The sequence below is a fragment of the Paraburkholderia sp. HD33-4 genome, from assembly GCF_021390635.1.
In the GTDB taxonomy this organism is placed as follows: Bacteria; Pseudomonadota; Gammaproteobacteria; order Burkholderiales; family Burkholderiaceae; genus Paraburkholderia.
Genome location: NZ_JAJEJS010000002.1, coordinates 1,076,924 through 1,101,770 on the forward strand (window position 1 = coordinate 1,076,924; position 24,847 = coordinate 1,101,770).

21 protein-coding genes and 4 pseudogenes are annotated in these 24,847 nt (G+C 61.3%); 15 read left to right on the forward strand and 10 right to left on the reverse strand.

Annotated elements, in window-relative coordinates:
• Positions 1 to 59 precede the first annotated feature (59 nt).
• Together L0U84_RS24675 and L0U84_RS24680 are read right to left on the reverse strand one after the other, a co-directional pair.
• The gene (locus L0U84_RS24675) at positions 60 to 1,517 is read right to left on the reverse strand and encodes an NCS1 family nucleobase:cation symporter-1 (RefSeq protein WP_233853557.1); all 1,458 of its coding nucleotides are present in this window, start codon (positions 1,515 to 1,517) and stop codon (positions 60 to 62) included.
• A 225-nt stretch (positions 1,518 to 1,742) separates the two neighbouring features.
• Positions 1,743 to 2,297: a DUF3455 domain-containing protein gene (locus L0U84_RS24680; RefSeq protein WP_233853559.1), complete on the reverse strand. Its 555-nt coding sequence runs from the start codon at positions 2,295 to 2,297 to the stop codon at positions 1,743 to 1,745.
• 273 nt (positions 2,298 to 2,570) lie between these two features.
• Here L0U84_RS24680 and L0U84_RS24685 point away from each other — a divergent pair, with 273 nt between their 5' ends.
• Entirely contained in the window at positions 2,571 to 3,374 is an 804-nt protein-coding gene (locus L0U84_RS24685; RefSeq protein ID WP_233856770.1) for a gamma-glutamylcyclotransferase family protein, read from the forward strand.
• A gap of 15 nt (positions 3,375 to 3,389) precedes the next feature.
• On the opposite strand, the gene L0U84_RS24690 is transcribed toward L0U84_RS24685, so the two are convergent.
• The 3 genes from L0U84_RS24690 to L0U84_RS24700 form a co-directional block, all read right to left on the reverse strand.
• Positions 3,390 to 3,815 (reverse strand): lipocalin-like domain-containing protein, encoded by a 426-nt coding sequence (locus tag L0U84_RS24690; protein ID WP_233853560.1) that lies wholly within the window; start codon positions 3,813 to 3,815, stop codon positions 3,390 to 3,392.
• A 129-nt stretch (positions 3,816 to 3,944) separates the two neighbouring features.
• The gene (locus L0U84_RS24695; protein ID WP_233853562.1) at positions 3,945 to 4,589 is read right to left on the reverse strand and encodes a helix-turn-helix transcriptional regulator; all 645 of its coding nucleotides are present in this window, start codon (positions 4,587 to 4,589) and stop codon (positions 3,945 to 3,947) included.
• A 348-nt stretch (positions 4,590 to 4,937) separates the two neighbouring features.
• Positions 4,938 to 5,909 carry an ornithine cyclodeaminase family protein gene (locus L0U84_RS24700; protein WP_233853564.1) on the reverse strand — a complete coding sequence of 324 codons (972 nt, stop codon included), beginning with the start codon at positions 5,907 to 5,909 and terminating at the stop codon, positions 4,938 to 4,940.
• A gap of 238 nt (positions 5,910 to 6,147) precedes the next feature.
• On the opposite strand from L0U84_RS24700, the gene L0U84_RS24705 reads away from it, so the two are divergent.
• Both L0U84_RS24705 and L0U84_RS24710 read left to right on the forward strand, forming a co-directional pair.
• Complete coding sequence (locus tag L0U84_RS24705) at positions 6,148 to 6,936, forward strand: ABC transporter substrate-binding protein (protein ID WP_233853566.1); 789 nt, start codon at positions 6,148 to 6,150, stop codon at positions 6,934 to 6,936.
• Between the two features lie 97 nt (positions 6,937 to 7,033).
• On the forward strand, positions 7,034 to 8,278 hold the full coding sequence (locus L0U84_RS24710; protein ID WP_233853568.1) for an NAD(P)/FAD-dependent oxidoreductase: 1,245 nt from the start codon (positions 7,034 to 7,036) through the stop codon (positions 8,276 to 8,278).
• A gap of 51 nt (positions 8,279 to 8,329) precedes the next feature.
• On the opposite strand, the gene L0U84_RS24715 is transcribed toward L0U84_RS24710, so the two are convergent.
• Positions 8,330 to 9,253 (reverse strand): AraC family transcriptional regulator, encoded by a 924-nt coding sequence (locus L0U84_RS24715; RefSeq protein WP_233853570.1) that lies wholly within the window; start codon positions 9,251 to 9,253, stop codon positions 8,330 to 8,332.
• 196 nt (positions 9,254 to 9,449) lie between these two features.
• On the opposite strand from L0U84_RS24715, the pseudogene L0U84_RS24720 reads away from it, so the two are divergent.
• The 3 genes and pseudogenes from L0U84_RS24720 to L0U84_RS24735 all read left to right on the forward strand — a co-directional run.
• A pseudogene (locus tag L0U84_RS24720) lies at positions 9,450 to 9,587 on the forward strand (DUF4863 family protein); the annotation flags it as partial.
• Between the two features lie 192 nt (positions 9,588 to 9,779).
• Entirely contained in the window at positions 9,780 to 10,451 is a 672-nt protein-coding gene (locus L0U84_RS24725) for a hypothetical protein (protein ID WP_233853574.1), read from the forward strand.
• Positions 10,452 to 10,705: 254 nt separating this feature from the next.
• Complete coding sequence (locus L0U84_RS24735) at positions 10,706 to 11,326, forward strand: HD domain-containing protein (RefSeq protein ID WP_233856772.1); 621 nt, start codon at positions 10,706 to 10,708, stop codon at positions 11,324 to 11,326.
• On the opposite strand, the gene L0U84_RS24740 is transcribed toward L0U84_RS24735, so the two are convergent.
• Positions 11,245 to 11,904 carry a hypothetical protein gene (locus tag L0U84_RS24740; protein ID WP_233853576.1) on the reverse strand — a complete coding sequence of 220 codons (660 nt, stop codon included), beginning with the start codon at positions 11,902 to 11,904 and terminating at the stop codon, positions 11,245 to 11,247. The two genes, L0U84_RS24735 and L0U84_RS24740, sit on opposite strands and share 82 nt — an antisense overlap.
• Between L0U84_RS24740 and L0U84_RS24745 the strand changes: the two genes are divergently transcribed.
• The gene (locus L0U84_RS24745; protein WP_233853578.1) at positions 11,894 to 12,094 is read left to right on the forward strand and encodes a hypothetical protein; all 201 of its coding nucleotides are present in this window, start codon (positions 11,894 to 11,896) and stop codon (positions 12,092 to 12,094) included. The two genes, L0U84_RS24740 and L0U84_RS24745, sit on opposite strands and share 11 nt — an antisense overlap.
• Here the strand turns inward: L0U84_RS24745 and L0U84_RS24750 are convergent.
• A complete protein-coding gene (locus L0U84_RS24750) occupies positions 12,076 to 12,426 on the reverse strand; it encodes a hypothetical protein (RefSeq protein WP_233853580.1) in 351 nt (116 codons plus the stop codon). The genes L0U84_RS24745 and L0U84_RS24750 overlap by 19 nt on opposite strands.
• A 262-nt stretch (positions 12,427 to 12,688) precedes the next feature.
• Here L0U84_RS24750 and L0U84_RS24755 point away from each other — a divergent pair, with 262 nt between their 5' ends.
• The 8 genes and pseudogenes from L0U84_RS24755 to L0U84_RS24785 all read left to right on the forward strand — a co-directional run.
• Positions 12,689 to 13,957 carry a cation:proton antiporter gene (locus L0U84_RS24755; RefSeq protein ID WP_233853584.1) on the forward strand — a complete coding sequence of 423 codons (1,269 nt, stop codon included), beginning with the start codon at positions 12,689 to 12,691 and terminating at the stop codon, positions 13,955 to 13,957.
• A gap of 377 nt (positions 13,958 to 14,334) precedes the next feature.
• Positions 14,335 to 14,469: pseudogene (locus L0U84_RS44035) on the forward strand (DUF2252 family protein); the annotation flags it as partial.
• A gap of 13 nt (positions 14,470 to 14,482) precedes the next feature.
• Positions 14,483 to 14,662, forward strand: a pseudogene (locus L0U84_RS44040) (hypothetical protein); the annotation flags it as partial.
• Between the two features lie 238 nt (positions 14,663 to 14,900).
• Complete coding sequence (locus L0U84_RS24765) at positions 14,901 to 15,611, forward strand: hypothetical protein (protein WP_233853587.1); 711 nt, start codon at positions 14,901 to 14,903, stop codon at positions 15,609 to 15,611.
• Positions 15,612 to 15,705: 94 nt separating this feature from the next.
• Positions 15,706 to 17,496, forward strand: coding sequence for a SulP family inorganic anion transporter (locus tag L0U84_RS24770; protein ID WP_233853588.1), 1,791 nt, complete (start codon positions 15,706 to 15,708; stop codon positions 17,494 to 17,496).
• A gap of 129 nt (positions 17,497 to 17,625) precedes the next feature.
• Positions 17,626 to 19,989, forward strand: coding sequence for an ornithine decarboxylase (gene speC / locus L0U84_RS24775; RefSeq protein WP_233853589.1), 2,364 nt, complete (start codon positions 17,626 to 17,628; stop codon positions 19,987 to 19,989).
• Between the two features lie 35 nt (positions 19,990 to 20,024).
• A complete protein-coding gene (gene potE / locus L0U84_RS24780) occupies positions 20,025 to 22,271 on the forward strand; it encodes a putrescine-ornithine antiporter (RefSeq protein WP_233853597.1) in 2,247 nt (748 codons plus the stop codon).
• 129 nt (positions 22,272 to 22,400) lie between these two features.
• Positions 22,401 to 22,607: pseudogene (locus L0U84_RS24785) on the forward strand (hypothetical protein); the annotation flags it as partial.
• A 177-nt stretch (positions 22,608 to 22,784) separates the two neighbouring features.
• Here L0U84_RS24785 and arcC read toward each other — a convergent pair.
• Together arcC and L0U84_RS24795 are read right to left on the reverse strand one after the other, a co-directional pair.
• Positions 22,785 to 23,729: a carbamate kinase gene (gene arcC / locus L0U84_RS24790; RefSeq protein WP_233853599.1), complete on the reverse strand. Its 945-nt coding sequence runs from the start codon at positions 23,727 to 23,729 to the stop codon at positions 22,785 to 22,787.
• 91 nt (positions 23,730 to 23,820) lie between these two features.
• Positions 23,821 to 24,831 carry an ornithine carbamoyltransferase gene (locus L0U84_RS24795; protein ID WP_233853601.1) on the reverse strand — a complete coding sequence of 337 codons (1,011 nt, stop codon included), beginning with the start codon at positions 24,829 to 24,831 and terminating at the stop codon, positions 23,821 to 23,823.
• Positions 24,832 to 24,847: the final 16 nt, after the last annotated feature.

The window sequence follows — 24,847 nt, forward strand, 5'->3', positions numbered from 1 at the left end:
GCAGACTTCATGGGTGTCGCGCCAGTGCTTGACCCTACCTGATCGGGCGGGAATGACCGTTAAACGCGCGTAGGGGCGATCGCGGTACGCGGCCGCAGCGTCGCCATGATCAGGTACATGCCCCCGCCGATCACTACGCCGAAGAACCAGCCATAGGTATTCCACCAGGCTGGCAGCAGGTTGGTGAAGTTGGGCAAGAAGGTCGAAAACACGCTGCCGACCGCCGCCGCGGCCAGCGCGTTGACGTTCCAGCCGCCTTCGTAGCGATACTCGCCGTGCTCCTGGTAGAGCGCCGCGACGTTGATGTTGCCCTTGGCTACCAGATAGTAGTCCACCAGAATAATCCCCAGCAGCGGGCCCATCGTGGCGCCGATGGCGTTGACGAAGTGCGCGGCGTTGCCTTCCCACGGCGCAAACGGGTAAAGCACCAGCGCGATGGCTGCAGCGATGAAACCGCCCTTCTTGAAGCTGATCTGCCTGGGGAACGTGTTGGAGATGTCGAACGCCGCCGAGACGAAATTGGCCACCACGTTGATGCCTAGCGTGGCGACTGCGAAGGTCGCCGCTGCGATGAGTGCCAGTAGCCAGCTGTCGAACTTGGCTGAGATCTGCTCGGGGTGCAGCAGCACTTCGCCGTACACCCTGAAGGCGGCGATGGTGGTGACGCCGGCGACCAGCGAGAACGCAATCAGGTTGACCGGCAGGCCCCACAGATTTCCTTTCTTGACTGCATCGCGGTTCTTCGCGTAACGCGAGAAGTCGCAAAAGTTAAGATACAGCGCGGCGAAGTAGGTGATCCAGGTCGCGCCTACGGCCATCAGCGCCCAGAACGAGCCGGGCTCGCCGCTGACGCCGACGTCCCTGGTCTTCTCGAGCAGCACGTCCGTCGGAATGCCACTCTCGAACGAGAAGCCGCCGGCCTTGACGCACAACCCGATCGCCAGGATCAGCATCGCAATCCACACCGCCGGACCGGCCAGGTCCTGGAATTTGCGCACTGTGTCCATGCCCTTCTGAATGATGAGCAGCTGCAGCGCCCAGACGATGAAGTAGCAGATCACCTCCAGCGCCGAGTGGCCGAGGAAGTGCGTGCCCTTGTGGAACTCCATCAGGCTGGTGCTGCGGATCAACAGCGCGACTATCGCGCTCGAAGCCGCTGCCGTCTGCGCGCCATACCAGAAGCAGGCCACCACGGCGCGCACCAGCGCCGCGAGGTTGGCGCCCCACACGCCGAAAGAGGCGCGCGCCAGCACCGGGTATGGCACGCCGGTCTTCTCGCCGGCGTAGCCGATCAGATTCATCAGCGCGAAGATCACGAGTGAGCCGAGCCCGATCGCCAGCACAAAGTTGATAAAGCTGCCGCACAGTAGGAACAGGCTGGCGGCGAGGTAGTAGCCCCAGAGGCTGTGCACGTCCGAGGTCCAGACGTTGAAAATGCTAAAGGCACCCCAGTTGCGCACCCTGGCGGGTGCGAGATCTTCGTTGTAGAGGCCCGGGGAAGGGTTGCGGATTTCCATCTGTCATCTCCCGTCTGGCGGTGTTTCTCTCAGTTCGAGGAACTCAAGGTCTGAAGCAAGCTCGCATCTAAGAACTGTATGTACTTTGTGACACAGTTTTGAATGGGTTAACCCTGATCGCGATGCCTGCAGCACCGCGTGCGCTCCGGCTTTCAGGACGACTGCGCCAGCGGCCGCACACGTTCCGCGGCGCGGCCACACCGTACACGTGCGCGCGCACCACGGTCATTTGAGGAACACGTACTGCGCGAGATAGGGGCTGCGCCCTTCCTCGCCCTCGTGCACGCAGGCTTGCGCGGGGGCCGCGCCGCCATGCGTGGCAAGCCGCTGTACGTAGCGCACCGTGTTCAGGAGGCCCGGACCGCCATCACTGGTGGCCGAGAGGAGCAGCATCGGGATCGCTGCGGCGTCGTCTGGATTGGCGGCGTGCTGCAGAGGCTTGCCAATGATCCGGCTGCCGTCCGGCGCTTCCCACGACGGTCCTGCACGATGCCTGACAGCGAGCTGGCCGGAGGCGTCGTAGAGATCGGCTTGCGGCGCCTGGAAGGTCCACGCCAGTTGATTGGCAGCGTCGCGCTTGCAGACATAGATCTGCACGCCCGATGCCTCGAGCGAGGCCACCACGTGGGTCACGCCGGCGGGTTGCAGCGCGCCCGGCACAGGGGCCTGGGCCTGGACCGGCGAAAGCGCCACGATACCGGCAAGCGCCGTCGCGATCGCGATGGCGCGCCGCGTTGCCAGGCGGACGGCGCGGCCGCCTCTGCGGATCGATTGGGTCATGCGCGTTGTCCCCCGATGAATGTGTCAGCGTGCCAGCTGATCATACCGGGAAACCCGCTTGTCGCATTTCTGCTCGCGAGCGCGATCTGCTGCTACGTGACGCGCTTTATCGCGCTGATCATCGTCGGCCGTTTTGCTCGCCAGCCGCAGCGCAAGTGGCTGCGTGCCGCCGTGTCCCACAAGGTGGACGACCCTGGGGCTTGGTGCGCGCGTTTGCCGGGCCGCCCGGCTGATGCGATCATCTGCGATAACGCATTGGACGGGGATATGACGATGTTGGCGATGGCAAAGATTCGAGGATTCGTTGTGGCACTTGCGCTCCTCGGCTCGGCGGCGCACGCGCAGACCACCAACTACTGGGGAACGCGTCTTCCCGATCAGCCGACGCAGTTCATTTTCGGCTATGGCTCGCTCATCAACACGCCGTCGCGCGAGGCCACGGCCGGCAAGCCGGTTGCGGCGATTCCGGTGCGCGTCGCGGCGGCGTTCGGCTATGTGCGCAGCTGGAGCGACCGCTCAAGTTCAGGGTTTACGGCGCTCGGCCTGCGGCGTCCGCTCGAGGGCGAGGCGCCGATGACGATCAATGGCGTGATCTATCCCGTTGCCGGCAACGACATGTCCGCGTTCGACGAGCGCGAGAAGGGATACGAGCGCGTCGAGGTGCCACGGGCGCTGATCGAGGCGGTGTCATGGCAGCCGCTGCCGACGCAGGGAACCGTCTGGGTCTACGTACCGAAGGCCCAGGGCAAAGCGCCGGGAGAAGCGCTTCCGGTGCCTGACGCGAGATTCCCGCTCGTCGAGTCGTATATCGATGTTGTTATCGAGGGCGCGCTCGAGTATGGGCCGGAATTCGCGCGCGAGGTCATCGAGACGACTCGAGACTGGAGCCCCTACTGGCTCAATGACCGCACACTCGCACGCCGGCCATGGGTGTTTGACAAACAGTTCGCGCAGGTCGATGCACTGCTCGCGACCTCGGCGCCCTGCTTCGCGCAGCGGGCGTTCTCCGAGGACTTTGCCGCCGCGATCGCCAAACGCAAAAGCCCTGTGTGCACTACGCTGAATCCCGGTCGCTAGACCGCGTAGGGAAAATTACTCGCGTCTAAAACTGAGAATACCCCTTCCTGTTGGATTTCCTGATACCAACGGATTCGGCATCCAGGCCGTACTGACTTCGAGCGCGTCTCCATCGAGCTTGAAGAATCGTTCCTGCTCAGTGCCGTTCCAGGCTTCATTCCAGGACGAGTCAATCTTTGTGATGAACCTATCCCCATCTATCCGATACCGTCCTGTGTAGGCCATCACAGTACGGAAAAGTGCCACCAGCTTCTCGTCTGTATTCCCTGGCTCCCGCGCCTTTGCGGTGATCAATACCATCATTCGCCCATCAGAGCCGAAAATAAGGAACCCATTGGGGTCGGCGCCCCACGGTTGACTGCGCTCCTTTGAATCCTGAAGCTCAGTATGAAAAGAAATCAACCGCCAGCTACCGTGGAGCTTGGTGTCGTGCCCAGACATAATCCCTCCTGTCGCAGTTCGCCTGGATGTACCCATCTGTCGAATGTTGGGTAGGCTGCCACGCAAATTGCGTTGACACCATCAATTTCGCGGGATGCGCCACGGACCGCTCATGGCCGTCTACAGGTATCAGGCCGCCGCGCCTCGCAAATCTCTAATGTGCTGATAGACGGTGGCACGTCCCATCCCCAACACATTCGCGACGTAGTTGGCAGCGCTCTTGCCCTTGAACGCCCCTTCGGCCCACAGCGCTTCGACGATCTCGCGACGATGCTCGCGAGTCAGCGAATTCAGCGCCAACTGACGTTCCTGGAGCCACGTGTGAAGGAACGTGTTGATGCGTTCCTGCCAGTCGTCCTTGAACAGCTCTTCGGGCTGCTTCACCACGCCGGCGCCGGAGATCACACGATCGATCACATGTTTGATCTCTTCGAACACGGCGATGTTGTAGTTCACACACATCACGCCGACGGCGCTACCGGCATCGTCGAACAACACCGTGCTGACGCACCGCATCCGCCTGCCATCCCAATTGATTTTTTCATACGGCCCGACCGTACCGGACTCCGCGGAATGGTCGATCTCTTCCAACGCGGAGTCGTCGCCGAGTTCGCGTTTCGACAGATTATTGGCGATATACGCGATCGTTTGACTTTGCAGGTCATGAATGACGATCTCGACGTACGGGAAAAACAGCAGCGCGATGCCATCGGCGACACGGCTGTAGCGATCCAGAAGTAGCCGACGTGCGGCCGTGGTCTTGGGCTTTCGCATAGGGGTAGGTGCTTGCGGCTTTCTGAAAGTCCACCTGGGTGGGCGGTATGGAAGGTCCGAAAATTTCCGGCATTTTGCCACGAGCGATACGGTACTTCTGCTCGATGGCACGACGAACGCTCTTCGAATTCCCACGAACTGAAAATGCGCATGACCGCGGTCTCGCCGCAGTGCGGAGCGAGCACCACGTCGGGTTCGAGCTGGAGTGCACCTGACCGAATGCGCCGCCGCCGGCTTGGCGCGGTTCCAGCAATGCAGCCGGCGGGCCCATCATGTCGGCGAACAGCCTTTGCCATTGCTCCGGCGGCATGTCGCGATCCGGCGCGTAGGCAAGGTCGTGGCGATCGCTTACATGCCCGCTCGAGCAGTCAGATATTTGAACAGTTCATAGGCAATCGCTACGTCTTCAAGACCCAGCCCGATCGAGCGGAAAAACGCATGCTTTCGATAGGACGGTTTGATCGCTTTGCCGCACATGAGTTCGGCGAGATCGCCCACCACGGCTTCGGGACGCCAGCCATGGTGTTCCGAAGCCAGCTTCATCTCGCCGGCACTGGCTGGGGTGGTGCGGCGGTAGTCGCAATAGACGTCCATCTCGGCAAGCCAGGCGGGCGGAATCTCGTGAGCGTTCGCCACGTTGGTGCTGATAGATGTGATGAGCGCCGGCTTGCCGAGCATGTTTTCGTGCAGCACCGGAGTGCCGGACGAGGTACACAGCGCAACGACGTCGGCGTCGGCGACACAGTCTTCGATCCTGGTGCAGATGGAGACTCTTTCATCGAGCGCCGCGAGTTGCGCACGTTTTTCGGTATCGTTAGCAAGCCCGGGCGAAAACACCCGAATCGATTGCCACTGCCGCGTCGACGCCAGATGGCGCAAATGAGCCTGTCCCACCGCACCCGCGCCGACAATCGCGAGCCGGCTCGCATGATCGGCGGCGAGTTGCTCTACCGCGAGTGCGGTCGCCCCGGCGGTGCGCTCGATCGTCAGCAGACCTGAATCACACCACATCAGCGGGTGTCCCGTCTCCATCGACATCAATGCGGTCCACGCGGTAATGATCGGCAACGCCCGCGTGACGATGTACGGCGAGAGCTTCGCGCCGAACACCTTCGCGTCCGCCATTACGCCCAGATAGGTGATGAAGTCGCCCGCGTCCTGCGGAAAAAGAGTCAGCGTCTGTGGCGGTTGCGCGGCCATGTGGTTTCCGAGCGCGCGAAACATCTGCGCCAGCACGCTGCGCACGTCGAGGTGAGGTAGCGCCTCGCGAACGCGTTGCTGGTCGACGATCAGGGGCAATGCGTTTTCTGACTGGCTCATTGAACTACGCTCCAAAACGTTGCCGGGGTGCGGCGGTCAGGCGATTCTAAGCCAAACTGTCCAATCTGGACATTTATTTTGAAAATTGCTTGCTTTTATATCTGTCCAGAATAGACTGTCAATCCAGAGCAGGTGTGAGGCCGGCGCGTCATCCGCCTCATGCGATGTCTCGGAGCGGGTCGGTCAACCGTCGCGCATGCCTTCAACTGTCGTCGCCCAAACACCTGGGGAACCTCTTATGTTTCGGAAGCTTCAACTTTCACTTATCGTCGCTGCTGCGCTGGCGGGCTCGCTAGGGACCGTCGGCGCGCAGGCTCAGGACACCTTGCGCTTCGGCATCGAGGCAGCCTACCCGCCGTTCGAAAGCAAGTCGCCGAGCGGGCAGTTGCAGGGCTTCGACGTCGACGTCGGCAAAGCGGTCTGCACGAAGTTGGGCGTGAAGTGCGTGTGGGTCGAAAATGCGTTCGATGGACTGATTCCCGCGTTGGAAGCCCGCAAATTCGACGTGATCAATTCCGCGATGAACATCACCGACAAGCGCAAGCAATCGATTGAATTCACGAAACCGATCTATATCGTGCCGATCGTGATGGTGGCCCGACGTGGCTCCGGCCTGTTGCCCGACGTGAAAAGTCTGCAGGGCAAACGGGTGGGCGTGTTGCAGGGCTCGTCGCAGGAAGATTTCCTCAAAGCTCACTGGGCGAATGCCGGCGTAACGGTCGTCTCGTACCAGGACCAGGATCAGGTCTACGCCGACCTGCTTGGCGGTCGCCTCGACGCCGCCGTACAGGAAGCGCAAACTGTGCAGGACGGTTTGCTCGCCAAGCCCGAGGGCCACGACTATGCGATCGTCGGCAAGCCGCTCAGCGATCCGGCAACGCTCGGCGAGGGCACTGGCTGGGGCTTGCGCAAGGCCGACAAGGCGCTGGCCGCGAAAGTCAATGCCGCGCTCGACGCGCTGAAGAAAGACGGCACGTTGAGCAGTCTTTCGCAGAAGTATTTCAACAACGACATCATCGCGAAGTAACGGATCCGCGAGCCGGCGCCAGAGGTTTCGCACCGGCTTGCTGCGCAAGACGCGGCAACCCGGCGTCCAGTCCTGACAGAAGAAGCGAAGCGAGTGTATGGATTTCGATGTGATAGTGCTGGGCGCCGGGATTGTCGGCGTATCGTCCGCGCTGCAGTTGCAGGACCGCGGCCGCCGGGTGGCACTGGTGGACCGGCGCGCTCCGGGCGAAGAGACCAGCTTCGGCAACGCGGGTCTGCTTGAAAGCTCCTCGGTGGTTCCCTACGGTTTTCCGCGCGATTTCGGCACGTTTCTGCGCTATGCGAAGAATCGCTCGACCGACCTGTACTGGGACTATCGGGCGTTGCCGCACTTTGCGAGCTGGCTGGCGCGCTTCTGGTGGGAATCGTCGCCCGAGCGCTTGATGGCCACCTCGCGCGACATGTTGCCGTTGATCCAGCAAAGCGTTGCGGAACATGATCGGCTCATCGAGCGCGCGCAACTCGGACATCTCATTCGCGACAGCGGCTGGATCGACGCCTATCGCACCCCAGCGGAATTTTCGCGGCAGGCGGCGGCCGCCGCATTGACTGGCAAGACCTATGGCTTGCGGGTCGCGGTGCTGGATTCGGCGGCGCTGGCCGCGCGCGAGCCGGGTCTCGCGGACGGCTTTTGTGGCGCGTTGCATTGGCAGGACCCGAAGAGCATCGTCAATCCAGGGGCACTGACCAAAGGTTATGCGGGCCTTTTCGAAGCAGGCGGCGGGACGGTGTTCACCGGCGACGCCACCACGCTAACGGCGCAAGCGGGCGCGTGGACGGTTCAGACAGCGTCGGGCCGGATCAGCGCAAAAGAAGTCGTGCTGGCGCTCGGTCCATGGTCTGACCGCGTTTTCGCACCGCTTGGTTACCGCATTCCTTTGCGCGCGAAGCGCGGTTATCACATGCACTACCGTCCCACCCGGCAGATGTTGTCGATGCCATTCGTCGACGCGGAGCAGGGCTACGTGGTGGCGCCGATGGAAGGGCGCTTGCGGCTGACCACGGGGGTCGAGATCGCGCGGCGTGACGCCAGGCCGACGGGCATCCAGCTCGAACGCGCGGAGCGCACCGCCCGGCCGAGCTTCGGTCTGGGTGAGCGACTCGACGCGAGTCCGTGGCTCGGCCTGCGTCCTTGCACACCCGACATGCGCCCCGTCATTGGACGCGCGCCGCGTCATCCCGGGTTGTGGTTTGCATTCGGTCACAACCACCATGGCTTGACCCTGGGACCCGTGACCGGGCGACTGCTGGCGGAGATGATGACCGGGACACCGACCTGTGCGGATGCGCGTCCGTTTCGCGTTGAACGGTTCCGTAGTTAGCCGCAGGAACTTCGGCAGCCAGGCGCTCTCCGATCAACCCATGCCGCTCATTCAAGTCTTGCTTCGTGCTTCCGAGCGGTACCGGCTGGGGCTCTGACCAAACACCCTTTTGAAAGTCGAACTGAAAGTTGTTTCGGACGCGTAGCCTACGGCGGCGGCAATGGCAGAGAGATTGTCATTGCCCGTTTTCAACGCATCCCTCGCAATCGTCATGCGCCAGCGGATCAGATATTCCAGCGGAGGCAATCCAACGAGATCCTTGAAGCGCTCGATGAACGCCGTGCGTGACATGCCGACCTTCAATGCCAATTCCTCCACCTTCCAGCGGCGTGCTATTTCTTCATGCACCATCCCTAGTGCGGACCCGATCCTTGGATCGGACAACGCGCCTAGCCAGCCCGCTGACCGAGGACTGGCGGCAAGATGAGCTCGCAGGATGTTCACCAGCACAATATTCGCGATGCTGCCCGCCATCGCTGCCGCTCCGGGACGAACCGACTCTGTCTCTGCCCTGATCAATTCGAGGGCCGCGCCCAATGATCTCGCATCCGGGGAATCCGCGGAAACGTGCACCAGCGGAGGCAGAAAATTGAGCAGTAAGCCGCTCATGTCACCGTCGAATTCGAACTGTCCTCCGACGCTAATCGTGTGCATGTCTCCAGTTCCATAGCGAACGATCCCGTCCGCATCCAGGTGACTTGCAAACACCTTCTCCCCATCTTGCAGTTCCACGCCGGGCTCGCTCGCAAAACAGTAGGGCGATCCGTCGGTGAGGAGACAGAAGTCTCCCTCCTGCATTTTCGCGGGTCGCGTGACGCCTTCAATCCAGATCCATCGAGCGCCCTTGATGACGCCGCCGAATTTCAAATGGCGATAGGGGGGAAATCGGAGGGCCCACGGACCAGCAGCCTCAAAGCGGGCTGAAAGCACGCTTTTGACCTTCAAAAGGGAGAGCACATCGGAAAGCGGGTCCATGAAAAATTTGTACGATTCAATAGGAAATTTGGTCGATTGATTATGGATTGAATGGGCACCGTGAGCAACAATCCTTGTTCGCGGCCATTGGCACGGCGGCCGCGCTCCATCCGTTCCGGTCTGTCGTAGTTCCAGAGAGACCTTTTACGCCCAACTCCATCGGGGTTCGCTGACGTTCACAGCCGCCATGTCAAACATGTCCCAGACTCTATTTTCAAATCGCAAAGACGAACTTGTCGCCCGTTTGATTCCGTTTCTGCAAGAGGTCAAGGACATGACTGCGAGCATGGAACTCGAGCAATGGCTGAATGCGAAATATGGAGTGGAAAGCGAGTCGCTCACTTTTCTCCCCGCGGGGCGGATTGCCTTCGATGAAAAACCGCCGCGGCATTGAAGCGTTCGGGCGTGCCCGTAGAAAGCCTTCTCACCGTTGCACCGGTGGGAGCGTGAAGGACTGCGTGAGCAAAGCGCAGTCGGAGAAGTGTAGAGCTTTCGTCCACAACAGAAAAATTAGCCGGAACTTTCGATGATTTCCAACACGCTACTCCCAGCCTCAGCAGTTCTTGCCACGAGCCCGGTCGGTATCCCGGCGTTGCTGGAGTCAGGACAAGTGCCGGGACTCGGCCAGCCGATGGAAGAACTGTGGCAGGTAATCGCCAAGTCGCCACCACCGGAGAGCCCCTTGGTGAAAGCGCTCGTTCAAACATTTGCCCAATTGGGGCTCACCCTGCCGTACTCGAGCGGTAGTACCTCGGGCACGTCGTCCGATACCAATACGGCTGCTGATATTAACTCTGACTTTAAGAATTTTGTCGGACAGATCTTTCAGACACTCTCCATCCAGCAGCAAGGCTCCGATTCTTCATCTGCATTGCAGAATAATCCTGGCGGCCTGAAGAATGGATTATCTGTGGCGGCTTGCTTCAAGACCCTTGCTCAAGCGCTACGATCGCTCGCGCAGGGCGTAGGTGCTGCCGGCAGCCAGTCCGCAAACGTGAGCGGGACGAGGGTGGCCGACTCGACGACATCGTCGAACACGGCGATCGCGAGTCTGGAGCAGGAATTCAACAACCTGTTTGGCTCATCGGAAACAGGCAAGGGGACGTCGCTCCAGATTTTTTTACAGACGCTTGCCAGCAACGTTGCCAAGGAGCCAACCGCAGGGCCAGGCGGTGTGTTCGTACAGACGTCTGCCTGAGACCGGTCACCGCGCGGCGAGGCTTTCCTCATCCAGACGCGTTCCTGGAGTCAATGTGCCGCTCGCCCGTGCGGACTGGGATTTCCTGTGCGAACCGCGACAACGGCCGAAGGGAAGCCGATGCATGGCTGACGCAGCACTACGCGGATATCGGCGAGCGCTCGAGCATTGACATCCTAAGGAGTTTCTCTAAGTATCTGTTTGCAGGAGGCGTTGCGCAGTCGTGGGGTGGCGAAGTGCGCAAAGGAGCGGAGATGACTAACATGCAGGAACGCTTCGTCGAGTTATGGTCGCGCAACGGGGGCGCGCGCGGCGAGGCTGTCTATGCCGATCTCGCGCAACGTTATGGGGAACTCCTTCGTCACTATCACACGTTGGGTCACGTTCACCGCTGTCTGCGCTATTTCGATCTGGTGCGGAGCACCATCCCCCATCCCGATCTCGTGGAACTTGCGTTGTGGTGCCACGACGTGATCTATGTTCCGGGCGCGGGCGACAACGAGCCGCGCAGCGCTGACTGGCTTCGACGCTCGGCCGACGATCGCGTGGCGATGTGTGAGCGCATCTGCGAAATGATCCTCGCCACCCGACATACCGGTGTGCCGGAAGAACTCGATGATCGCTTTGCGTGCGACATCGACCTGGCCGTGCTAGGCGCAGCGAGGTCCCGGTTTCTCGCGGAAGGCGTGCGCGTGCGCAGCGAGCGCGCCGATCTCGACGACCGCGCGTATGAGATGCAGGAACGAAGGTTCCTGGGCAGCCTGCTTGCACGACCGCGCATCTATTTCACAGACTATTTCCATACGCGATGCGAGGTGCGTGCTCGCGCGAATCTAACGTGGCGGCTCGGATTGGAGACGCCGGAATCGCAGTGAAGATCCCGACGATCCGGTGTCGTCACCTCGATGGCTTGCCGGAGGTTGGGGCCGAACGGCTTCGTTGCCATTTCACGTAGGGGATAGCCAGAACCGTGCACAGGATCAGATACAGCGCCAGCGTGGGTGCGAACTGCTCGCCGGGATAGTTGGCCGCGGAAATGGCCAGGGCGATGGCGGGATGGCGCGAGGAGGTCGACAGCGCCAGTACCATCGAATGCCTGGGCTCCGGCGCCCCTAGACAGTGCCCGACGGCGAGGCCCGCGAGCACGAACGCCACCGAGGCCATAACGCGGGACGGCCGCCTCGTTTTCCTTCTTCGGCAGCAGCGGGGGCACTGGCGAGATGGCCAGCGCGCTCAGGACGACGGCGGTCGGCTGCGGCAGGTCGAGGTAGTACACGCACGCGACCACGAGCAACGGCATCACCACCAGCATCGCGACCAGCGAGCGCAGCAGCAGGCCGGGCCGGCCGACGACGTACAGCAGGTCTTCGCGTCTCGCCTGCAGACCGTAGGAGAACACCGTTCCCGCGATGGCGATCTGGAGCACGAGGAGAATCAGCGCCTTGACGTTCATCGCATATCCTGGCTACGCGCGGGGCCAGACGGCGTTCGGCCTCACGTCGCCCGGTCCGGCCTGCCGGAAGAACCTTGCGCGGCTCGCCTGGCGATGCCCGCCGCCCGCCGCATCCATCATTTTCTCGATCACCTGGTCCACGCCGAAACTCGCCGCTTTCTGGCGCGGCGGCTATTCCTTGAACGTCTGAAGGAATTCGGCCACGCCCGCCTGCGCCGGAACGAGGATGAAAACGTGATCGAGCAGCCAGTCATAGTATGTATTGGAGGTGACATCGGCGCGTTCGTACGGATCCGTTCGCAGGTTGAAGACTTTCGGCACGCGCTGCCTGACGAGCGGTTCGGCCCAGATCCTCAGCGTGCCGGCCGTGCGCTGCTCCATGAACACGACCTTCCAGTTGTCGAAGCGCAGGCAGGCGAGGTCGCCGTCGTCGGTGAAATAGAAGAAGCCCTTGCCATTGAGGTGATACAGATTACCGAAGAATTCGTCGAACGGCGGCTGGCTGCCGCTCACGCTCGGCACGCTGACCTTCCTCGTGTCGAGCTCGTCGCTGATCGGGCTGCGCGATACGAGAGAAGCCTGCGATGGTCACGAACACGACGATGACGAACCGATCGAGATGTCCCGGGAAGCCACACACTCACGAGGTTTGACCTGGATCAATCAGCAGGTCCTCGCCCGGCGTTCTGATATACGAATCGCTCTTCAGCTGAGACGATGGCCGACGTGGATACCGACAGCGTCAGGCGCGAACGGTCTAACACAGCAGCAAAGGAGATGGTTCATGATCGTCATCGCCGCGTTCATCTCGTTGGTCTTCTTCTACAGTCTGATTTCCCGGCGACTTGAGCGGACGGTCATCACGGCACCCATGCTGTTCACGGCGTTCGGTGCGCTGATGGCTGTCTCACATGGGGCGCTCGACGAACTCGCGCTCGACCGCAAAGACCTTCTGCTGGTGGCCGAACTGGGGCTCGTCATGACGCTCTTCACCGATGCTTCGAGAGTTCGCCCGAGCATGCTCAAGGGCGAGACAAATCTGCCGATGCGCCTGCTGAGCACCGGCATGCTGCTTACCATTGTGCTTGGCGTGCTGGGTGCGATGGTCGTTTTCAGAACGCTGACCTGGTGGGAGGCGGGCATCATCGCCGCGATTCTGGCTCCGACCGACGCCGGTCTCGGACAGGTCATCGTGAACAGCCCGCATGTTCCGCATCGAATCCGTCAGGCGTTGAATGTGGAGGCGGGTCTGAATGACGGACTCTCGGTGCCCTTCCTGATGTTTTTCGTCGCATTGGCGGAGGCACGGGAAACAAGCCGGGGCGGCACGGTGCTGACGCGCTTTCTGATCGAGCAGCTTGGCTACGGAACGCTGCTGGGACTCGCCATCGGACTGCTGGGTGGCTGGCTGCTGGGTCTCGCTCGTCGAAAGGAATGGATGGCCGAACCGGTCGCGCAACTCGGCGTGGTGGCGCTGCCGCTTGTCTGCATGGTGGCTTCGGAGGCCACGGCCGCAAGCATGTTCATCGCCGCGTTCGTGGCAGGCCTCGCGGCACAGGCCGGCTTCCGTGAAGTGGGTAAGCATAGCGTGGAGTTCGCCGAAGACTGGGGGCAACTCTTCAACTATTTCGTCTTCTTCCTGTTCGGGCTGCTGGTTACCCGTGTCTGGACCCAGTTCAGTTTCACCATCGTGATCTATAGCGTGCTGAGCCTGACGGTGATCCGCATCGTTCCGGTCGCGATCGCGCTACGAGGTACGCGCTTGAGCTGGCCGACCGTGCTGTTCATGGGATGGTTTGGCCCGCGAGGCCTCGCCTCGATCGTTCTCGGGCTTGTCTATCTCGAGCGGGAAGCGGACCTGCCCGGAGCGCCCACCATCAAGCTGGTGGTCATGGCGACGGTTCTGCTCAGCATCTTCGCTCACGGACTCACGGCGCTTCCTGCCGCCGTCCGGTATGCCAGGTCGATCGCGCCATTGGGTCATGATGCGCCGGAGCGCGAGCACGAGCACGAGACGATCGGCGCTGGACCAGCGACCGCCGAGGGGCTCTGATTCCTGAATGTGGCCAGGAGTGAAGTCGATTGCTGACCCACGCGAGCGCGAAAACGAGCGCCACCACCGCGAGTTGCGCGTTTTCTCCGACACGCTAGCGATGTCGATGCCCCGGGGAGCATGTCATCGGCTTCGCTTCCAGCAATCCAACAACGTTGACGTGCATCAAAAAGGCGCCCAATCGCTTGCGTATCTTAAGCTGCAAGTAGGCGCGCTTTAAGGACGCATCGAGTCTTCTCGACGATTCCTGCCGGTTAGAAACACGGTGGGCGCTGCAGCTTCAGAACAGAGGGTCGTGCCAGTGGGAGAGATCATGGACAAAGCCATGTCGCGCAAAACATCAGGCGATAAAAGCACAACCGCGGCTCGCTATCGAACATGTGATCTTCGACATCAATAACCTGGATGAGACGCTGCCGGCCCCCTTCGAATGGGATCTTAAGCGGCTCGCGGCAAGTGTCGTGATTGCGGCGGAGCATCAGGAATTGCCGCATAGCGACACGGCGCTCATAGGGCTCGGGCCAGACCTTCGACGATGCGATCACCGAGTTCGCAACGGAATACAGCTCCCAAAACAGGCAGGACTATCGCGAGTTTATTCGTACGATTCGTGAGGACCGCATACAAGCGACGGCTGAGGACCAGGCATGCTGGCGCCGTTGCGGCTTTGGCTCTGTTTCATCGTTGAACGCGGCGTGGGAATAGCCTTGCTCGCGTTTTGAGAGGGCTCGGTGGCCTTATCGTTTGCTGGAGAATCGAAGTGATCCGTCGATACTTTCTGGCCGCGAAGCGGAACGCGCTGCGGCTATCCGGATCGCTCGCGCTGCTTTTATCGCTAGCCGCGGGTGCGGCGATTCATCGGAATCTTGATAGTCTGTTACCCGACAATGCGCCAAGTGTGTCCGCCCCAGCGTGGTTGGGCGGTCCGGATCTGAGCGCTGCGTTGGGCCAATACGGCATTGCGCGTGACTCGACAAAAGCGCGCATCGTTGCTGCGTGGTTGGAGAAGGTCGAGCAGGATCCGGCCATCGAGCGGCGGATTCCCGGTGGCGTCCGTGGGCTCGAAGAGGTGTTTCTTGACGAGACCAAACGCGAAGCGTTGATGTCGAGCGGACTCGCCCGTCTGACGCCCGCGGACCGACTGACCTACGTGAAATTGTTCGCCCATTTGCTCGATGAATTCGTTCCCGTCAACTGCTTTGGCCTCGTCGATATAAATGCTGTGATGAATCGGATCACGCTTGCCCAGATGTCTGACGTGGATGCAGAACTCTATCTGCGACTGATCTATAAGGTTCTCGTGAGTGGCGAGTCCGGCATTCCGGTAAGGTTGCCAACCCCGCAGCAATATTCAGCGGCAGTCGACGTGCTGTCGAGCGAAATCGTCATCGAGCTGGACGCCGATCCGGTCAACCTTGACCGGTATCACTCGTATACGGCGCACCCTGAACTGTCCACGCCGTCCGACGTGTGTTGGACCACCAGGGTGACGCTGCACGCTATCGAAAGAATGCCTGAACGGGAACGCGATTTCATTCTGATGCCGGCGATCATGGACACAGACGCGGCATCACTTGCGAGCCCCGACGGGACGAACCCGAACATGACGCCGTTTCCTTCGCGGGGTGCACGAGCCGGCCCGACGATACCCTGAGGACGTGCGCAACGCAGCGTTCGAGACGCCCGATTCGAGGTCGCCTCGGGGCTTGAGACTGAACTGTTTCAACACCGCAAAAAAGGAGAGGGCGATGGCGGATGAACAGGTTTCCATCGTCGAGGTGGACGACGAGGCGCCCGCCCACGGCTGGCGCGCGATTTTTCCACCGGCGCAATGGCTGCCCAGCTATCAGTTGCAGTGGCTTTCCTCGGATGTCATCGCGGGTGTGACACTCGCGGCCTATGGCATACCCGTGTCTCTCGCTTATGCGACGCTGGCCGGCTTGCCACCACAATACGGCATCTATTGCTATCTGGTCGGAGGCCTTTTCTACGCGCTTTTCGGCTCGTCGCGCCAATTGGCCATCGGTCCAACTTCGGCCATTTCGATGCTGGTAGGCGTGACCGTTGCCGACATGGCGGGAGGCGACCCAGGCCGATTCGCGTCGATCGCGGCGTTGACCGCGATACTAATTGCGCTCATGTGCGTGCTTGCGTGGCTTCTGCGGCTAAGCTCACTCGTCAACTTCATCAGCGAGACGATCCTGCTCGGTTTCAAGGCCGGCGCCGCGCTGACCATCGCATTGACGCAACTGCCCAAACTGTTCGGCGTCAAGGGAGGCGGTGAGCAGTTCTTCGAGCGCATCGTGATTCTTGCCGGACAGATTCCGGACACGCATCTCGTGGTGCTTGCCTTTGGCGTGGGTGCATTGGCCCTGCTGTTATTGGGCGAGAAGTTCTTGCCCGGTCGACCGGTCGCACTGGTCGTCGTCGTGTTGTCGATCGTCCTGCTTTCGGTCACGCCACTCGGTCAGATGGGCTTCAAGGTCGTCGGCGAACTACCGCGTGGCTTGCCCGATTTTCAGTTTCCGCCGCTGCGGGTGCGCGACGTCGACGGCATCGTTCCGTTGGCGTTCGCGTGTTTACTGCTTTCGTATGTGGAAAGCGTGTCGGCCGCGCGTGCCATCGCGCAAAAGAATGGCTATGAAATCGATGCGCGCCAGGAACTGTTGGGTATCGGCGCGGCCAACCTCGCCGCGGGCCTGTTTCGGGGTTATCCGGTGGCGGGCGGTTTGTCGCAGTCTTCGGTGAACGACAAGGCTGGCGCGAAAACGCCGCTTGCGCTGGTGTTCGCATCGATTGCGATCGGACTGTGCCTGATGTTCCTGACGGGCCTGCTTACCAACCTGCCGAACGTCGTACTGGCCGCCATCGTGCTCGTGGCGGTTAAAGGCCTGATCGACATTCGCGAATTGCGGCATGTGTGGAGGGTGAGTCGTTACGAGTTCATGGTGTCGATGGTGGCGTTTGCGGCCGTGTTGATGCTGGGCATCCTCAAAGGGGTGATTTTCGCGGTGCTCGCCTCGATGTTGCTGCTCATCAGGCGTGCCGCGCATCCGCATGTGGCCATCCTCGGACGCATCCCTGGCACGACCCGCTATTCGGATGTCGCGCGTCATCCTGAGAACGAAGCCGTGCCCGGTGTCCTGATGTTTCGTGTCGAGGCATCGCTGCTGTACTTCAACAGCGAACATGTGCGGGCATCGGTATGGGACAGGATCCGCTCGAGCAACACGCCGATCAGACTCGTGATATGCGACCTGTCCAGCACTCCCGCGGTCGATCTCGCCGGCGCGCGCATGCTTGCGACGATGCACGGCGATCTTGCCAAACGCGCGATGCGCCTGCGGATTCTCGCCGCCCACGGTAGTGCGCGCGACATCCTGCGCGCAGAGGGGCTCGAGCAGCAGGTCGGCGAAATGGGACGCCACGTCGCCGTCGATGACGTGATCGAAGCGTTCTTGCATGAAGCCGATCTGGACGCCGTGAGATCCAGTGGAATGGCACCCGGAGGCTTGTCCGGCGCGGCGCCGTCCGCCTGAAGTATCGGATGGCGATGTCACTACGATGGCTGCCAACGGCAGGCAAGACGGTCAGGAATGCAATTGATCTGCGTCAATCGAAGCCCGTCTTCCGATGCTTTAATCAAGTTGCGTAGAGGAGAAGCGATCATGATCCCGCGTTCCGTCAAGGCGCCGACCGTACCGATCCCATTTCACAAGATGCTGAAGGTGGTCGCGGTCGTTGATCCGGAGAATCAGGAGACGAAAGAACTGCTCGATCACATCGCTCTCGCGGGCATTCATGTCGAAGTGACAGGCAATCCGGTTCGGGATCTGAACGAGGATGCCGACGTTGGCGCGTATATCGTCGGCGTTGACGGCAAGCAGATGGAGGGCGCGCGGAATCTTGCGGCTGGCGTTCGATCCTTGGGCTTTCGTACACCGCTGTGGGCGCTCGCCAACACGCATCGCATCTCGGACCTCGTCGTTGCGGGCGGCCTCGGTGAAGTCGACGGCTATATTTACCTCGGTCAGCAAACCCCCGCCTTTTACGCGAAGCAGGTCGTTGCCAGCTTCGTGAAGTACGGCATGAGCCTTTTGCCGCCTTTCTTCGGCGGACTCGTTGCCTACGATGCCGAAGCCAACATCGCGTTCGACTGCCCAGGACATCAGGGCGGCCAGTTCTATCGGAAATCGCCGGCGGGACAGCTCTTCTTCAAGTATTTCGGCGAAAGCATTTTCCGCAACGATCTGTGCAACGCCGATGTCGATCTCGGCGACCTGCTGATTCACGAAGGCCCGGCGGCCGATGCCGAGCGCCACGCAGCCGAAGTGTTCGGCGCGGATCAGACCTATTTCGTCCTCAATGGCACCAGCACATCGAACAAGATCGTCACCGGTGCGGTGCTTCGGCGCGGCGATCTGGTGCTGTTCGACCGGAACAATCACAAGTCGGTGCATCAGGGCGCGCTTGTGCAGGCGGGCGCCATTCCCGTGTTCCTGCCGACCGCGCGCAATCCGTTCGGGATGATCGGCGCCGTCGACTGGGAAGCATGGGACGAAGACTGGCTGCGCGCGCAGATCCGCGCGAACCCGCTCGTGAACGATCCGGAGCGCAGCAGGGCGGAGCGGCCGTTCCGTCTTGCCTGTATCCAGCTCGACACCTATGACGGCACGATCTACAACGTGCGCAAGGTGCTGAACAAGATCGGCCACCTGTGCGACTACGTGCTGTGGGACGAAGCATGGATCGGCTACAACGCGTTTCACCCGCTGTTCGAAGACCACAGCCCGATGCGGATCGAGCAACTGACGCCGGAGATGCCGGGACTGTTCTCGACGCAATCCGTGCACAAGCAGGGCGCAGGATTTTCGCAAGCGTCGCAGATTCACAAGCGCGACGAACATATTCGCGGCCAGAAGCGCTTCATCGAACACCGGCGCTTCAACGAGTCGTTCCTGATTCACGCGAGCACTTCTCCGTTCTATCCGCTGTTCGCCTCGCTCGACGTGAATGCGAAGATCCATGAAGGCAAAGCCGGCGAGATGCTGTGGGACGGCTGCATCGCACTGGGGATCGAGGCACGCAAGAAGATTCGTGAGTTCGTTCATTACTTTGCGGCCACCGGAAAGTGCAGGGAGGATCGGTGGTTTTTCGATCCATTCGTGCCCGATGTCGTGACGATCCGGGACTCGAAATTCATGACGGACGTCGAAAACGTCGCGTGGGAGTCGTTGCCAACCGACGTGATCAAGCACGAGCAGCAATGCTGGGCGTTTCGCCCCGAAGCGCGCTGGCACGGCTATGCAGGCTATGCCGACGGTTATGCGATGGTGGACCCCAACAAGCTCACGCTGCTGACGCCGGGCATCGACCGAAACACGGGCGAGTATCTCGACTTCGGCGTACCGGCGACCGTGGTGGCGAACTATCTGCGCGAGGAAGGCATCGTTCCGGAGAAGTGCGACCTGAACAGCGTGCTTTTCCTCATGACACCGGCGGAGGATGAAAGCAAGCTGAATTCGCTGATCGCGAGGCTCGTCAGGTTCAAGAATCTGTGGGATCGCGATGCCGCGCTGGCGGAAGTGCTGCCGACCTTGTGCGCAGCGCACGGCGAACGGTATGCCGGCTACTCGCTGCGCCAGGTGTGCAACGAAATGCACAACTTCTACCGTGAAGCGAACGTGAAAGAACTACAGCGGCTGTGCTTTCGCGCGTCGAGTTTCCCCGAACTCGCGATGCCGCCATCGGCCGCCTACGAGTCTCTGGTCGCGAACGATGTCGAATATGTGCCGCTCGATCAGGTGCGTGGGCGCATCTCCGCTACGCTCGCGCTGATATATCCGCCGGGTATCGGAGTCGTCTTGCCCGGTGAGCGTTGGGACGAACGTGCCCAACCGATGCTCGACTATTTCATGGCTTTCCAGGAATCATTCAACCGCTTCCCCGGGTTCAATTACGAAGTACAGGGAGTGTTCCAGGAACGGGAGGGCGGCCGTATCCGCTTTTACACGTACGTAGTCCGGGAATAACCGGAACTGAGTGATTTACCGCTGCGGAGGAAATCATGGCGGATCAACCCAAAAAGATGAATGTCGTGCAATTGACGTTCATCGTGACGGTCAACATGATGGGATCGGGCATCATCATGCTACCGACCAATATGGCAAAGGTGGGAGCCATCTCCCTGCTGTCGTGGCTGATCACGGCAGTCGGGTCGCTGGCGATCGCTTACGGTTTCGCGGAAGCGGGACTGCTCAATCAGCGCCCGGGCGGAATGGCCGCCTATGCCGAAGAAGGCTATGGCAAGGACGGATACTTCCAGGTGTTCTTCCTGTACTTTCTGTCGATTGCCATCGCGAATGTGGCGGTGGCGAGTTCGGCACTCGGCTATCTCGCGGCGTTCTTTCCGGTGCTCACGTCATCGCCGATTGCTACCTGTATCGGCGTGATCGCCCTGCTGTGGCTCACTACCGTCGCTAACTTCGGCGGCCCGAAAGTGACCGGGCGCATAGGAAGCGTCACCGTGTGGGGCGTGATCCTGCCCGTCGGTTTCATCTCGATCGCCGGCTGGTTCTGGTTTCACGGCGCAACGTTCGCCGCCGCCTGGAACCCCAAGGGCGTCAGCCTCGGCGAGGGCATGGGCTCGAGCATTTCGCTCACGCTGTGGGCGTTTCTCGGGATGGAGTCGGCCGTGCAGAACTCATCGGCAGTCGAGAATCCGAAACGAGACGTGCCGCTCGCGTGCATGTTCGGCACACTCGGTGCGGCGGTGATCTATATCCTGTCCACCGCGGCGATCCAGGGGATCGTGCCGAATGCCGACCTCGCCGCGTCGACCGGTCCATTCGGTCTCGCCTTTGCGCGGATGTTCAACCCGACGATTGGTTCGATCGTGATGGCGCTGGCGGCGCTCGCCTGCGTAGGCTCGCTGCTCGGCTGGCAGTTCACGCTGGCGCAGACGGCCAAGGACGCCTCCGACACGAGGATGTTCCCGGGCATATTCGGCAAGGCGAACCGGCTGGGCGCGCCGATCGCGGGCATGGTCATCATGGGCATCGTCCAGTCGGCGATGGCGCTCTCCACGATCTCGCCGAACCTGAGCGAGCAGTTTGCCGCGCTGGTCAATCTCGCGGTCGTCACCAATGTGCTGCCGTACATCATTTCGCTTTCGGCGCTGTTCGCGATGATGCGCAATGCCGGCACACCGCTCGCGAAATACCGCGTCAATGCAGCCGTCACGGTTGTCGCGCTGGCCTATTCTGTCTACGCGATCTACGCTTCCGGCAAGGACGCCGTGCTCGGCGGCATGCTGGTCATGGCGATCGGCTACGTGATCTACGGCTTCATGGCCTTCCGCTTTACCTCGGTGACTTCCGCCGGGCGCGCTGGCGCGGCCTCGGCAGCGGCTGCGCTGGCACTCGCTCTGATGGTGCTGGCAGGTCTGCTGCCGCCGCCCGCCCACGCGGGTGAGCCCACGCCCACCGGATCGCTGGCGAGGATCAAACAGTCCGGTGCGATCAACTTGGGCTATTTCGGCGACGCACAACCGTTTTCGTACAAGGACGCGAATGGCCAGGTCACGGGCTATACCGTCGCGCTGTGCCAGAAGATCGCCGACCAGGTCAAGAGTGAGCTCGGGCTCGCCGCGCTGCGTGTCAACTGGGTAGCGGTTCCGTTCGACGACCGTCAGCGCGCGGTGCAGGAGCACCGCATCGACGTGTTGTGCGGTGACGCCGACACGCTCACGAGCAGGCAGGCCATGTCGTACTCGATTCCGGTATATCCGGGCGGCGTCGGCGCGGTGCTACGTTCGGATGCGCCGCTCGGACTCAAGGAGGTCTTGTCGGGGGTAAGCCCCTCACACCCGACCTGGCGTGCAGCGCCCGCGCAACTGCTGTCGCGGCAAACCATCTCAGTGGTCGCGGAGTCGCCCGCGCAACGCTGGCTTGGCGCCAAGCTGGGTCAGTTGCAGATCAACGCGGCCGTGGTCACTGTCCCCGATGTCCAATCAGGGATGCGGAAGGTTCTCGACCGGCAGTCGAACGTTCTCTTTGCCGAACGCTCGCTGCTGCTCGCGGTCGCCAGCAGCAGCCCCGCGTCGGGCAACCTGACGGTGCTGGACCGTCACTTCACGTATTTGCCGCTCGCGATAGGAGTTGGGCGCGGAGACGACGATCTGCGGCTGCTCGTTGATCGGACGTTGAGCCGGCTCTTTTCATCATCGGAGTTCACCGCGATGTACTCCAGGTGGTTTGGCGAGCCTGACGCCGAGACGCGAAACTTCTTCCGTCTGAGCGCGCTGCCTGAGTGACGCACGGCAGGCCCAGGGGAATGGCAATGACAGCACACACGGCCCCCGTCCGCCGCCGCCTGGGCATGAAGGCATTGCTCGTGCACCATGAGATCGAAGCACGTTCCGCAAGCGGGCGCGCGAGCGTTTGGGTTTTCGACGCTTCCCCAGCCCAACTTCAGGCCGCAAGAAGCCCTTTGAGCTGCTCGCGCACAACGATGTCAAACTGATCGAACTCGCGGAGATGGAAGGGCGCACGGTGGCGACGGTTGTCGTCCCCTATTCACCGGCTATTCCATTTTTGATGCCCGGCGAAAATGTGTAGGCAGCGCGGACGGCCCGCTTCTCGGCTACGTGGCATGTACCGGATCTCGCGTGTGAAGAGGCACCGAACTCGAGGGACGCGGCCGATGCCGGTCGCGTCTCACTCATTGATGGGCAAATTCAGGCCTCACGCATGTCGGGGCCGGCCGGAAAACCGGCAGCGGATCCGTGCGTTTCGCCTGCGTCTCGTGTAGGGCATGAGCCTGGCGACTAAGCGGGAGACGTATCACGATAGTGGATGCCAGGCGTAGACGTGCTCACGCAGGTACCGGCCCGGCGCTCTGCAATGGCCTGGATATCGGCGAGGGTGCCGATGACCGCATCCTTGCCCGTTTGACGGGCGAATTCGATTGCCGCCTGGACTTTGGGACCCATCGAGCCACTGGCGAAGCCGAGCTTTTCCAACTCGTCCGGGTGCGCCTGCGCGATGGCTTTCTCGTCTGGTGTACCCCAATTGACGTAAGCCGCGTCGACATCGGTCGCCACGATTAGCATGTCCGCGCCCAGTTCCCACGCAAGCAGAGCCGAGCACAGATCCTTGTCGATGACCGCTTCGATACCGGTCAGCTTTTGTTTCTCGTCATAGCAGGTTGGAATCCCGCCGCCGCCCGCGCAGATCACGATCGTGCCGCGTTCGAGCAGCCAGCGGATCGGACGGATTTCAAAGATTCGGCTCGGCCGCGGGCTCGCGACGACGCGACGGAAATGCTGGCCGTCGGGCGCGATGCTCCAGCCGCGCTCTTTGGCGAGACGCTCGGCTTCTTCCTTCGAATAAACCGGACCAATCGGTTTGCTGGGGCGCGCGAAAGCGGGGTCGTGCGGATCGACCTCGACCTGGGTCAGAATCGTGGCGAACGGTACTTCGAAAGGCAACAGATTGCCGAGTTCCTGCTCGATTAGGTAGCCGATCATGCCTTCTGTCTGCGCACCGAGTACGTCGAGCGGATACGCCTCGACTTCTTTATAGGCTGCGCTCTGAAGTGCCAGCAGGCCGACCTGTGGACCATTACCGTGCGCAATGACGATTTCATTGCCCGGCACGATCAGCGCGATCTGGCTAACGGCGAGCCGGACGTTGTCACGCTGGCATTCCGCGGTCATCGGCTGACCGCGCCGCAGCAGCGCATTACCGCCTAACGCAATGACGATACGCATGATGCACTCCCTCCCGATACACGTCAGATGACAACATGGCGCTGGCGTTGTACGCGAGCGCCACGGTGTCGCGGCCGCATGGCCCAATTACTCAGATGTCGGCAAGCGTCGACACAAGGATCGCCTTGATCGTGTGCATGCGGTTTTCCGCCTGCTCGAATGCAATGCACAAAGGTGACTCGAAGACTTCGTCGGTCACTTCGATTCCGTTCGCAAGCGCCGGATATTTTTCGGCGATCTGCTTGCCGACCACCGTCTCGCTGTTATGAAACGCGGGCAGGCAGTGCATGAACTTGGCCTGCGGGTTGTGCGTAGCCTTCATCAGGTCCATGTTGACCTGATACGGGAGCAACTGTTGGATGCGCTCACCCCAGGCTTCCACCGGTTCGCCCATCGAGACCCACACGTCAGTGTGCACGAAATCGACGCCGTCGACGGCCGCTTTCGGGTCTTCGGTCAGCGTGATCCGCGCACCGGTTTCGGCGCCAATCCGCTGGCACGTCTCGATATATTCCGCAGTCGGCCACAGCGACTTTGGAGCACCGATTCGCACATCCATGCCGAGCTTCGCGCCGATGAGAAGCAGCGAATTGCCCATATTGTTGCGAGCGTCGCCGAGATACGCATAGCGGATTTCCGTCAGCGGCTTGTCGCTGTGTTCGCGCATGGTCAGCACATCGGCTAGCATCTGGGTCGGGTGGTATTCGTCGGTCAGGCCGTTGAAGACGGGGACACCCGCGAACTTAGCCAGTTCCTCGACGATGTCCTGATGAAAGCCCCGGTACTCGATCGCGTCGTACATCCGTCCCAGCACGCGGGCCGTGTCTTTCATGCTTTCCTTGTGGCCGATCTGGGAGGAATGGGGGTCGATGTAAGTGACGTTGGCGCCCTGATCATAGGCTGCGACTTCGAACGCGCAGCGTGTGCGCGTCGAGGTCTTCTCGAAGATCAAAGCGATGTTGACACCCTTGAGATGCTGTTGCTCAGTACCTGTGTACTTCGCACGCTTCAGATCGCGCGACAGGTCGAGCAGGTAGCGAAGTTCCCGATTGGTGTGGTGCATCAGACTCAGGAGGCTCCGGTTGCGCAGGTTGAAGGCCATGGTGTTCTCCGTCTAA